Below are 11,438 nucleotides of genomic sequence, written 5' to 3' on the forward strand. Positions count from 1 at the left end.
ATGACAATTGGAGACATTTTATGGTGGCGGCTGACAGACTCCGTATTTAAAAAATTGTATATTTACAGATGTACAAAATACTAAACACAACAACCCATATACGCCATTAAAACGGCGCATATAGAAATCGTTGGTTAAAATAACGAGACTGGAACTTTGCAGAGAAATTTTCTTTCAAAAATAATGATTTACTAAAGCTGAAAATTAGATTGATTTTGAGCACTATTCCGGAATGAATTTTTTAAGTAGTTTTCTTCCAAAACTAAATTTCTGCTTCGGTTGAGAATTCTCTGAGAACTCTTCTCTCCTATTTCATCATTCTGCTAAATTGAGAAATTTAATGAGTTGAATCCGTTAAATTGATTTGATTTTCGTTTCGTGGGAGTTTTTCTCTTATTTTCAGTTTTTTAAGCTAATTTTCTATTAAACTGAAAAATTCTCAACGATTGATTCTTTAGATAATTCGTTTTCTTTTATAATTAGTACAAATCTTGATAAATAACACTCAAAAGATTGATTTTTTGATTGTTTTAGTTACTTTTCATCATTTTCGTAAACTGAAAAATTACAACTTCTTTTAACTGAATTTGAAAAATATAACAGAATAAAAATAGAGAATTGAAACCATCAGATTTGAGCAATGAATCGATTAAATTTGAACTAAAATTGATAAATCCAACTATGTTTGACTAAGTTACTTTAACCAACAATGGCTATATTGCATTGTGGCGGATTTTCTTTTTCAGAAAATCCTCGTATATTTACTAACATAATCGCTATGGCGGAAAAATCCTGCCGATTTTTCCACAACGACAACATAGCCTAAACCGTTAGCATAAATAGCTCGGCTGAGTTTTGGTCAGAAAAACTAAAGTTGAAAAACTTAATTGAAAACTATGATTTTTAGCAATATTTCGGAGTGAAAATTGTAGCGGTAAGAGTTGAGCAATGAAAGCGGAAAGAATTGAGTTTTTACTGAAAAAATTGTACTAAGCCGAGAAATTTCTGAGTGATTTATACTCAAAAAAGTATGAGAATTGAATCGGAATGAATTTGCTTTGAATGAAAAATATGTACAAACCTGAAAAATTCCAGATTGACTTCCACTCTACCGGAATTGAGCATCGAAACGGTTAAGATTTTGAGCAACGAATACGAATATCTTCAAAATGAATAATTGCAATAAATTGAGAAACTTTTTGACTTTTTCCCTGTAAAACGTGAAAATCACAGCGGAGAAAAAGCTAAATGAGAAAAATAAGTATGTTTGATAAATTTCAGATAATAGAAAAATTCAATGCTCAGCAGAACGTGTCGCTAAATATGCTAACAATGGCTATATTGCATTGTGGCGGATTTTCTTTTTCAGAAAATCCTCGTATATTTACTAAACTAATTGCTATGGCGGAAAAATCTTGCCGATTTTTCCACAACGACAACATAGCCTAAACCGTTAGCTGCAAGTGAAAAAAACGAAACTGCAACATTGAAACCTGATTATAACATTGAAAAAACGGATAGATAAAATTGGCTCATTGATTGAAGGTTGGTGCAAGAAAAAATTAGTTTTTGCCACCCGCTTCTGCCCTTCGGGACAGTTTGGAAGCCCACACACAAACAGCACATTTGCAAATCGCACAAGCCGACACACGACCAAAATTTGCAAAAGAGCTGTCCCTCCAACACTTGACTATGAACCTAAGAGAGCCTGACAGTTGCCAGACTCCTTAAGATTCTATTTTTACTTCTTAATAGACCATCCTCCTTTTAACCCGAAGATGAAATATCCTAGATATAAGGCTCCGACTGCAAAAATGGTGTCACCTATTGCACGTAACCAACGCAATGTTTCCATTACGGGAGTTCCTAAAAATTCAGCAGAACGTGCGTACCACAAGCCATGCTTAACACTAGCTACAGTCTGTGCAAGTCCAACAGGAAGAACACTAATTAACACCATTAGTAATAATCCTATATTCATTGACCAGAATGCAATTTTAATTGGTTTCTCTTTCCAATCTACCTTTAAATTCATATCACGTAATACAAACAACATTAAACCAATACCAAGCATGCCATAAACTCCAAATAAAGCGGTATGTCCATGAACAGGCGTAGTATTAAGTCCCTGCATGTAATATAATGCTATTGGAGGGTTGATTAAGAATCCAAATATTCCTGCTCCAAGAAGATTCCAAAAAGCTACAGCAATAAAGAAGTAAATAGGCCATTTATAAGCGTTTACCCAATTTGCAACACGACTTAATTTTAAATTGTGATAGGCTTCAAATCCCATAAACACAAGAGGGGCGACTTCCAATGCACTAAAAGTTGCCCCAAGTGCCAACACTGCCGTAGGTGTTCCGGTAAAATATAAGTGGTGGAATGTACCAATGATTCCTCCAGACAAGAATATTATAGTTGAGAATAGTACACTAGATGTGGCAACTTTAGCATTTATTAACTGCATTCGAACAAATAAGAATGCAATAGCAACTGTAGCGAATACCTCAAAGAATCCTTCTACCCAAAGGTGAACAACCCACCATCTCCAATACTCCGCTACGGCCAGGTGTGTTTGTTGTCCCCACATTAAGCCGGCTCCATAAAATGCCGCAATAGCAATGGATGAAATTAAAAACATGAGCAGTAAATGGCGGTTTTCGTTTCGTTCTTTCAAAGCAGGTAACAAAGCTCTCCCCATTAAAAACAACCAGATAAACAATCCTGCAAAAAGGAAAATTTGCCAAAATCGGCCTAAATCGACATATTCATAACCCTGATGACCAAACCAGAAGTTTTGCGCTAATCCTAATTTTTGCATTATCCCCATCCATTGTCCTGCTAATGAACCAACAACAATTACAAGCAATGCTCCAAACAGGACATCAACACCGAGCTTCTGAAATTTTGGCTCTTTTCCTGAAACTGCCGGAGCGATAAACAGACCAGTCGCTAACCAAGAAGTAGCAATCCAGAAAATTGCCAATTGTATGTGCCATGTTCTTGAAACGGAATAAGGTAGAAATTCAGCTAATGGAATCCCATAGAATCCGTTTCCTTCAACACCATAGTGGGCTGTAATTACACCCATAATAATTTGAACGATTATTAAAGCGGTAACCACCCAAAAATATTTTAAAGTTGCCTTCATTGATGGGGTTTGGTTTACTCCTGAAAGCGGATTCAATTCCGGAACATTACCATGTTCGTCTTCGTCTTTTCTGTTTGCAGCATAATACCACGCTAATAAGCCTATACCTACTAAAAGGATAATAACACTAAAACCTGTCCAAAGATGCAGTGCTCCTGTTGGCTCATTGGCAACTAATTTTTCAGGAGGCCAGTTGTTCGTATAGCTAATTTCTTGTCCTGGACGTTCGGTTACTGTTGACCATGTCGCCCAGAAGAAGAAATTATTCATTTTGGACATTCTGTCTTTATCTTTTATAGTATTTGCAGGAATTGCGTAAGCCTCTCTCAACTCTTGAAAATCTTTATCATCCATAAATAAGGAGGTATAGTGCTTACTAACAACCTTAAAGGCCTCCGCCCTTATATTTGAAATATGTAATGTTCTAGTTTCCTTATTATAAGTATTGGTTCTCATTTCTTTTTGAACCCTTTTTTCAAGCATTGCCTTTTTTTCTTCATCAAGGTCATTGTAATTTTTACCGAATTCGGCTTGTGCAAATTGGTCTAAAATATATACAGCTTCCCGGTGTAGCCAATCCGCAGTCCAATCAGGTGCTTGGTAAGCACCGTGTCCCCAAACAGTACCCACTTCCTGTCCTCCGATTGATTGCCAAATGTTTTGACCGTCTTTAATATCCTGACCTGTGAAAAGTAGATTTCCATTACCATCAACTACTTTTTCAGGTATTGGTGGGGCTTCTCTATAAATTTCCCTACCATAATAACCTAAAATTCCAAAGGAGATAACCATAACCAGGATAAATCCAATCCAAAGTTTTTTTGTATTCATAATTCATCTGATTTTAAAAATTATTCACAAATGTATAATATTTTTATAAAAGGACATCAATGTCCTTTTATAAAAATTCTATATCTTTGCAGAAACAAAAAATAAAACGATATGAATATTGATACAAGAACCAGTGTAGGAGACATCGTAAAGGCTAATTTTAAAACAGCTCAAATTTTTGAAAAGAATAATATTGATTTTTGCTGTGGTGGGGGAATTAGTCTTGATGAAGCCTGTAAAAAGAGTGGAATTAATGTTGAACAACTAATTCCTGAGTTGGCAGAAACAATGCAATTAAATGACCCTGATTCTAGGTATATTGATGAACTTGAACTTAATGAATTGTGTGATTACATTGAAAAAAGACATCATACTTATGTAAGTGAAACAATTCCTTTTCTTCAACAAAAATTACAAAAGCTTTGTGATGTACATGGTGAAAACCATTCTGAATTATACGAAGTAAAAGCATTGTTTGATGGTGCAGCAGAAAATCTTAGCGTACACATGAAGAATGAGGAATTAATTTTATTTCCTTATGTCAGAAAAATGGTAAAGTCTAAAAATAAAGGTAAAGCTTCAAAAGATGAATTTGGTGATGCAGTGAATACAATTGATAAAATGCAGGAAGAACATCAAACAGAAGGTGAGCGTTTTGAAAAAATATCAAAATTAACTTCTTCATACACTTGCCCTCCTGATGGTTGTGGAACATACCAAGTTACCTATCAGATATTAAAGGAATTTGAAAATGACTTGCATCGTCATATTCATTTAGAAAACAATATTCTGTTTAAGAAAGCTTTACTTTTGGAAAGTGAAATACTAAAATAAACAAACATGCTATCTAAAAGTACAGAATATGCTATAAGAGCGTTAGTTTTTGTTCAATTACGCAATTGGGAACAAAAGAGACCAGGGGTTGGAGAAATTGCAAAAGAAATAGAAGCTCCAGAAGCTTATACAGCGAAAATCCTCCAAACTCTTACGAAGAATAAACTGATGGATTCGATGAAAGGACGTGGTGGAGGTTTCTTTTTTAATGATAACCAATCCAACTTAACGCTTTATGATGTGATTCATGTAGTTGAAGGAGATGCTTGTTTTCATAAATGTGGCTTTGGATTAAAGCAATGCAACAATGATAATCCCTGTCCTTTACATGAGCAATATAAAGTTGTTCGAGATGGATTTTTTGAAATAGTGAAAACAGAAACAATACAATCCTTATCGGAAAAGATTAAACAGGGAGATGCCGTTTTAAATAGATTAAATACATAGAATATGAAAAATATAACTCAAATATTATCAGACGAACACCAAACAATTTTAAATGTTATTGATGCCGTAAATTCTGAATGTTCAGAACTGGAAAATGGTAAGACTTTAGATGTTGGCTTTTTTCAAAAAACAATCGACTTCATCAAGAATTACGCTGATAAGTTCCATCATGCCAAAGAAGAAGACATTCTTTTTAAAGCCATGTTGGCGAATGTTGAACACTTGCATTGTAATCCGATACCTGTAATGCTTCATGAACACGATGAAGGTCGCACCTTTGTTAGAGGGATGGAAGAAGCTATTTCTGAGAATAATATAAGTAAAATAATAGAGAATGCACGTGGCTATGGAATGCTTTTGCGAGACCATATTTATAAGGAAGATAATGTGCTTTATCCAATGGCAGAGGAAGCTTTAAGCGATGTACAGAAGGATGATGTAAATAAGAGATATAAGGAAGTTGAAATAGAGCTAAAAAAGACAATGGATATTGATTCATTGAAGTTTGTTTAAGTTAGAAAGATTGAATAAAATGAGAGTAGCAGTTTGGGACACATATGTTAAGAAAACCGATGGAAGTAAAATGCATTTTGACATACTTGTACAGGAGTCAATTAAGGATTCAGAAATAATATACAATTATGGACAAGAGTATCTAAAAGGTAAAAATGTAATATCTGAAATACTTACTGCAAAAGAATGTGAGTTTTGCCACATTGAGGAGGCATCGCAAATAATCATAAATGATATTGAGCGAAAAGGTTATCATATTGTTGAAATGGAGAATTGCGATTAAGGATGGTAAAATCACAAGGTAGATTGGCAAGAATTTACAAAAAACTTCATAAATGGCCAGGTTTAATAATTTCCTTCTTGCTACTATATTACAGTATTACTGGCATCTTTATGAATCACCGGGAGTTATTCTCTAAAATTGATGTTTCACGCAATAATTTACCAAAAGAATTTCGTTATCAAAATTGGAATAACAGTGCTTTAAAAAGCAATCTCATTAAAAGTGCAGATAGCATTCTAATATTTGGAAATATTGGTGTATGGCTTACCGATTCAACTTTTACAGATTATAGTTCCTTCAATAATGGATTCCCAAAAGGAAGTGATAATCGAAAGATATTTGACCTGCACCATTCCAGTGATGGGAATTTATATTGTGCTACTCAATTCGGACTATTTTCTTTTGATAGAGCCAGAAGTCAATGGAGTAAATTTGACCTAGATGTGGACATTAAACGCTTTGTTGCTATTGAAAGCATTGAAGATACACTCTATGTTTTAAATCGCTCCTACCTCTTTAAAGGAAAGTCGGAAGGCATCAACACCCATTTTCAGAAAATTGAACTGAAACAACCTCTTGATTACAACAATAAAGTTTCACTTTTTGAAACCATGTGGCAAATACATTCAGGTGAAATTTTCGGGATTCCAGGAAAGCTATTTGTTGATTTTTTAGGGATTATCACATTGTTTCTTTCGTTAACCGGGATAATCTACTTTTTCTTTCCAGGATGGATAAAACGAAGAAAGAAGAAGGCGAAATCAGTTTCTGCAATTGTCAAAACGAACCGATGGTCGTTAAAATGGCATAATAAAACCGGGGCATGGCTGTTTGTGTGCTTGATTGTTTTGTTCTTTACTGGTATGTTTTTACGCCCTCCATTACTTATTGCCATTGCCTATTCAAAAGTAAGTCCCATTAAATATTCACATCTGGACCAACCAAATCCATGGTACGATAAATTAAGGGATTTAAGATATGATAAAAACCGGAATGAATTCCTGTTAGCAACATCCGAAGGAATATATCATATGGATAAAGATGAGCTTGCTCCTAAGCTATTTCAGATACAGCCACCTGTGAGCGTTATGGGGATAAATGTACTTGAGCCATTCAAAGATGGAGCTTACATTGTTGGATCATTTAGCGGTTTGTTCTTATGGCATCCTGCTCATCCTGAAATCTATAATTTGGCACAAAATAAAATGCACGTTGGTAAATCTACAGGAAGACCTATTGGTGATTTTAAAGTTACTGGCTTGATTACAGATTTGAATGGTAAGCAGTATATGATTGATTACGATAAGGGTGCAGTTCCTTTGTATCATCATAAATTGTTTCCTGAAATGCCAAATAATGTTCTTGAAGAATCAAAGATGTCCCTTTGGAATCTATCGCTTGAAATACACACAGGTCGATTCTTTAGATTTATGCTTGGTAACTTCTATATTCTTCTGGTTCCACTTTCAGGATTGGTGAGTGTTATGGTTGTATTGAGTGGTTATTTGCTTTGGAGAAAGAAATTTAGAAAGTCTAAAACTCGTTAATTTTTTGTAACTTTTATAAAAATTAAAACAAATAAGATGATTTCAAGAAGCTATAAAACAGAAGAACCAAAAGAGAATCCGCATAAGGTTGATGTAAGGCAGCTATACAGTAAAGAATCAGCACAAATAATGCACATTACCTTGCAACCAGGCGAAACATTAAAGCCTCACAAAACACCTGTTGACGTAACCTTTTATGTATTGGAAGGAACGCCAACTGTACATGTAGGTGATGAATCGGTGGTATTTGAAAAAGATACTTTGATTGAAAGTCCTGCTGATATTGTTCATTTTCTTAGTAATGAGGGAGAGCAACAAGCTAGAATATTAGTCACAAAAGCACCAAAACCTACTAAACAAACCAAATTATTGTAAATTTTAACATTAGTAATTATGAGCGAGCTTATTAATAACTCAAGATATAGAAAGGAAAAGCTTAAAGACCTTATTCTAAAACTGCACGATGGTCAATCGGCTGATGAAGTCAGGAGGGAACTAATTGAATCTTTAAAAAATATTCCCTATGGCGAAGTTGTTGAAGTAGAACAGGAACTTATTCAGGAAGGGTTGCCCGAATCGGAAGTTCTTAAATTATGTGACATTCATGGTTCTGTGCTAGAAGGTAATGTTGATTTGAGTGGTGCTAAGGATATACCGGAAGGTCATCCTGTTGATGTATTCAAAAAAGAAAATATTGAATTAAAGAAAGTTGCTGAAAAAGCAAAAGGCTTGCTTCAAGCACATGGTCAGGTTGGAAAAGATGAGTTCGAAAAATACATCTTTGCTTTACAAGGCTTCTTTAATGAACTCATGGATGTTGATAAGCACTACCATCGTAAAGAATACCTTGTATTTCCGTACCTTGAAAAGAATGAGATTACTGGTCCTCCTAAAGTTATGTGGGGAAAACATGATGAAATTAGAGAACAACTTAAAGGTTGTATAGAGATTCTTAAATCGCCCGATTTAAAAGCTGAGGATTTGGAAGATTCACTCGAATTAGTTTTTTATCCTGCCATTCAAGGATTAGTCGATATGGTGCAAAAAGAGGAAGAAATACTTTTCCCAATGGCAATGGATTTACTTACTGTGGAAGATTGGTACAATATTCACAAACAAACTCTTGAATTTGGATTTACTTTATATGACCCACAAACCGATTGGAAACCGGAAGGAATGGATGAAGAAACTCCTGAAACAAATGTTTCAGGAAACGGCCATATTCAATTACCTTCTGGTAGTTTTACTGCAAAAGAGATAATGGCAATTTTGAATACTATTCCTGCTGACATGACTTTTGTAGATAAAGATGACAAGGTAAAATATTTCACCCAGGGTAAAGAGCGGATATTCGCCCGAAGCCGTTCAATTATCAATAGAGATGTACGCCTTTGTCACCCGCCCGGAAGTACCCATATAGTTGAGAAAATTGTTGAAGATTTCAAATCAGGAAAAGCCTCTCATGCACCTTTCTGGATTCAGATGAAAGGCAAATTTATCAAGATTGAATACTTTGCGTTACGTGATGATAATGGAGAATATCTAGGAACTCTGGAATATTCGCAAGACCTTACTGAGAACAGAGCCTTGGAAGGAGAACAACGCATTTTATCTTATGGAGACCAAAAAAAAGAATAACATGGATAAATTAATTATAACACCAAAAACAAAGATATTTGATTTACTTGAGGCGTATCCGCAATTAGAAGATGTTTTAATAGCTGCTGCACCCCCATTTAAAAAACTAAGAAATCCGGTATTGCGGAAAACGGTAGCTAAAATTACCAGCTTATCACAAGCCGCTACCATTGGAGGTTTAAAAGTAGAGGAACTGATAAATAAACTACGTACTGAGGTTGGACAAAAAACAAGTGATTCTATTGAGGTTGAACATGGAAATTATATAACCGAAAAGCCCAATTGGTTTAATGAAAGTGAAGTAGTCGATACAATTGATATTCGTGATATGCTAAATGCCGGAGAGCAACCTGTACACGAGGTTCTTTCGGCTGTAAAAAAACTTGAGAGCAATAAAATACTAAAAGTAATTGCACCATTTATTCCTGCTCCCTTAATTGATAAATCGTTGAGTTTAGATTACAAGCATTGGCTTGATAAAAAAGGAGAAGAAGAATTTTGGGTATTTTTTATAGTATAGAATGGCATATGTCGGAATTTACAAATACAAAAAAGGTACGGATTGAAAAATTGCAAGAGGTTTCTAAGCTTATATTGGAAACCGGAAATGCTCATTCCTTTATAAGTGAAAACAAGGATTTTATTCCTACCGTTATACCAACTGATTTTATTACCCTTTTCGATGAAATTATAAAAGATGGATATAACATGGAGGATATTAAAGTACTTACAAATAAAGTGCTGAATATTTTCCATGTTCCTATTCGTGATTATGTTAGGGTTGAACCAAAGCCTGATACATTTCTTGGTGTATTGGAACAGAATAACCACGAAATGGAGTTGCTATTGAATAAAATCCGTCCTGTTTTTAAGGAGTTTGTGAAAGATCCCGACAATGTTGACTTACAAAAAACACTTGCGGAACTCTTTATACAACTTGAAGTCTTTGCAAAGCATTACACAATTAAGGAGAATGTCCTATTCCCAATCATTGAAGAAACATGGCCGGACTATCGCTGTTTACAGATTATGTGGTCATTTCATGATGATATCCGCAGAAATATTAAATCTGTAATTACTCAATTACAAGAAGGAAATGTTGACCTTAAACCGTTCAATAAATGTGTTGGCGATATATTCTTTAATATGCATGCCATAAAATTCAGAGAAGAGCGGATATTATTTCCCTACATACTATCTACGATTAGCGAAAGTCAATTAGAAAAAATGAACCGAGAGGGATTTGAACTCGGTTATCCATTTATCCAACCTAAATTAAAAGCCAGAAATATAGTTAAAACAGAATTTGATGGTAATTTGGTGAACCTTGGAACAGGCATGGTTAGTATCGAGCAAATAAAGCTCATCTTTAATCATCTTCCGGTGGATATTACCTTTGTAGATGAGAACAACAAAGTTTGTTATTTCTCAACACCGCCTAAACGTATTTTTCCACGGACAACAGCCATTATTGGACGTGAAGTAAGCAACTGTCACCCTCCTGAAAGTGTTCATGTGGTTGAACAAATTGTTGAATCATTCAGAAATGGCGAAAAAGACCATGCTGATTTTTGGATTAAAATGAGAGGCGAATTTATATTTATTCAATATTTTGCTGTTCGTGATGCAAACGGTTATTTTAAGGGTGTAATCGAAGTCTCTCAGGAAATTACAGGTATAAAATCTTTAGAAGGAGAAAAAAGACTTCTGGATTGGTAAATAACATGATAAACCAAATGAATATCAGCCCACACAGCCAAGCACAATTGCAATTCGCACGAGCCAACGCTCAGACCTAAAATTGCAATAGAGCTTGTCTGTTTGCTACCGCTTTTTTGCCGACCCTAAAAACTAATTTTTTCGGAAACAGTAGTGCTTCGGATGAGTGGATTTATGATTATAAAAGACTGATATTTAGAGGATAATGAATCAACACCAGCAGCTAACATTTTGTATAAGTAATGGCAGGGAAAGTGGTAAATATCAAGGTTTGTAACCCGCTCAAACTGCGTAGCGGTTTGACAGGAAAGAAGCCCGCAATCTGCCACTACTCATACAATTTTCCGTTAGGCACAATTAGAATATGAAACTAATAAACGACATAATAAATGAATTAGTAGACACTGACAAATCTATCAATTCACCATTATTAAAGACGAAAGTCTTAGCAAGTCGACTACAAAACAAGGAA

General features: G+C 34.8%; 12 protein-coding genes. 11 read left to right on the top strand and 1 reads right to left on the bottom strand.

The genetic code is table 11. The features are described from left to right. Positions 1-1,248 precede the first annotated feature (1,248 nt). On the top strand, positions 1,249-1,449 hold the full coding sequence (locus tag HGB55_RS13970; protein ID WP_168817535.1) for a hypothetical protein: 201 nt from the start codon (positions 1,249-1,251) through the stop codon (positions 1,447-1,449). Between the two features lie 292 nt (positions 1,450-1,741). Here HGB55_RS13970 and HGB55_RS13975 read toward each other — a convergent pair whose 3' ends face one another. After that, positions 1,742-3,985, bottom strand: coding sequence for a nitric-oxide reductase large subunit (locus HGB55_RS13975; RefSeq protein WP_168817537.1), 2,244 nt, complete (start codon positions 3,983-3,985; stop codon positions 1,742-1,744). Between the two features lie 111 nt (positions 3,986-4,096). Between HGB55_RS13975 and ric the strand changes: the two genes are divergently transcribed. The 10 genes from ric to HGB55_RS15680 form a co-directional block, all read left to right on the top strand. Next, on the top strand, positions 4,097-4,819 hold the full coding sequence (gene ric / locus HGB55_RS13980) for an iron-sulfur cluster repair di-iron protein (protein ID WP_168817539.1): 723 nt from the start codon (positions 4,097-4,099) through the stop codon (positions 4,817-4,819). A gap of 6 nt (positions 4,820-4,825) precedes the next feature. Beyond that, positions 4,826-5,266 carry an Rrf2 family transcriptional regulator gene (locus HGB55_RS13985; RefSeq protein ID WP_168817541.1) on the top strand — a complete coding sequence of 147 codons (441 nt, stop codon included), beginning with the start codon at positions 4,826-4,828 and terminating at the stop codon, positions 5,264-5,266. Between the two features lie 3 nt (positions 5,267-5,269). After that, on the top strand, positions 5,270-5,779 hold the full coding sequence (locus HGB55_RS13990) for a hemerythrin domain-containing protein (RefSeq protein ID WP_168817543.1): 510 nt from the start codon (positions 5,270-5,272) through the stop codon (positions 5,777-5,779). 19 nt (positions 5,780-5,798) lie between these two features. Then, on the top strand, positions 5,799-6,062 hold the full coding sequence (locus HGB55_RS13995; protein WP_168817545.1) for a DUF2024 family protein: 264 nt from the start codon (positions 5,799-5,801) through the stop codon (positions 6,060-6,062). Between the two features lie 2 nt (positions 6,063-6,064). Beyond that, positions 6,065-7,609 carry a PepSY-associated TM helix domain-containing protein gene (locus HGB55_RS14000; protein WP_256368436.1) on the top strand — a complete coding sequence of 515 codons (1,545 nt, stop codon included), beginning with the start codon at positions 6,065-6,067 and terminating at the stop codon, positions 7,607-7,609. Between the two features lie 36 nt (positions 7,610-7,645). Beyond that, entirely contained in the window at positions 7,646-7,984 is a 339-nt protein-coding gene (locus HGB55_RS14005; protein ID WP_168817549.1) for a cupin domain-containing protein, read from the top strand. A gap of 18 nt (positions 7,985-8,002) precedes the next feature. Then, entirely contained in the window at positions 8,003-9,247 is a 1,245-nt protein-coding gene (locus tag HGB55_RS14010; RefSeq protein ID WP_168817551.1) for a DUF438 domain-containing protein, read from the top strand. Between the two features lies 1 nt (position 9,248). Further along, positions 9,249-9,767 (top strand): DUF1858 domain-containing protein, encoded by a 519-nt coding sequence (locus HGB55_RS14015; protein WP_168817553.1) that lies wholly within the window; start codon positions 9,249-9,251, stop codon positions 9,765-9,767. An 8-nt stretch (positions 9,768-9,775) separates the two neighbouring features. Next, positions 9,776-10,966 carry a DUF438 domain-containing protein gene (locus HGB55_RS14020; protein WP_168817555.1) on the top strand — a complete coding sequence of 397 codons (1,191 nt, stop codon included), beginning with the start codon at positions 9,776-9,778 and terminating at the stop codon, positions 10,964-10,966. Between the two features lie 364 nt (positions 10,967-11,330). Continuing rightward, positions 11,331-11,438: hypothetical protein (locus HGB55_RS15680; protein WP_168817557.1), on the top strand; the 108-nt coding region annotated here is incomplete at its 3' end.

This window comes from Lutibacter sp. B1 (genome assembly GCF_012524075.1).
Lineage (GTDB): Bacteria > Bacteroidota > Bacteroidia > Flavobacteriales > Flavobacteriaceae > Lutibacter.

Excerpts from the sequence above, each read along its gene's own strand:
- HGB55_RS13970 (WP_168817535.1), top strand. The coding sequence starts at position 1,249 with ATGAGAAAAATAAGTATGTTTGATAAATTTCAGATAATAGAAAAATTC.
- HGB55_RS13975 (WP_168817537.1), bottom strand. The coding sequence starts at position 3,985 with ATGAATACAAAAAAACTTTGGATTGGATTTATCCTGGTTATGGTTATC.
- ric (WP_168817539.1), top strand. The coding sequence starts at position 4,097 with ATGAATATTGATACAAGAACCAGTGTAGGAGACATCGTAAAGGCTAAT.
- HGB55_RS13985 (WP_168817541.1), top strand. The coding sequence starts at position 4,826 with ATGCTATCTAAAAGTACAGAATATGCTATAAGAGCGTTAGTTTTTGTT.
- HGB55_RS13990 (WP_168817543.1), top strand. The coding sequence starts at position 5,270 with ATGAAAAATATAACTCAAATATTATCAGACGAACACCAAACAATTTTA.
- HGB55_RS13995 (WP_168817545.1), top strand. The coding sequence starts at position 5,799 with ATGAGAGTAGCAGTTTGGGACACATATGTTAAGAAAACCGATGGAAGT.
- HGB55_RS14000 (WP_256368436.1), top strand. The coding sequence starts at position 6,065 with ATGGTAAAATCACAAGGTAGATTGGCAAGAATTTACAAAAAACTTCAT.
- HGB55_RS14005 (WP_168817549.1), top strand. The coding sequence starts at position 7,646 with ATGATTTCAAGAAGCTATAAAACAGAAGAACCAAAAGAGAATCCGCAT.
- HGB55_RS14010 (WP_168817551.1), top strand. The coding sequence starts at position 8,003 with ATGAGCGAGCTTATTAATAACTCAAGATATAGAAAGGAAAAGCTTAAA.
- HGB55_RS14015 (WP_168817553.1), top strand. The coding sequence starts at position 9,249 with ATGGATAAATTAATTATAACACCAAAAACAAAGATATTTGATTTACTT.
- HGB55_RS14020 (WP_168817555.1), top strand. The coding sequence starts at position 9,776 with ATGTCGGAATTTACAAATACAAAAAAGGTACGGATTGAAAAATTGCAA.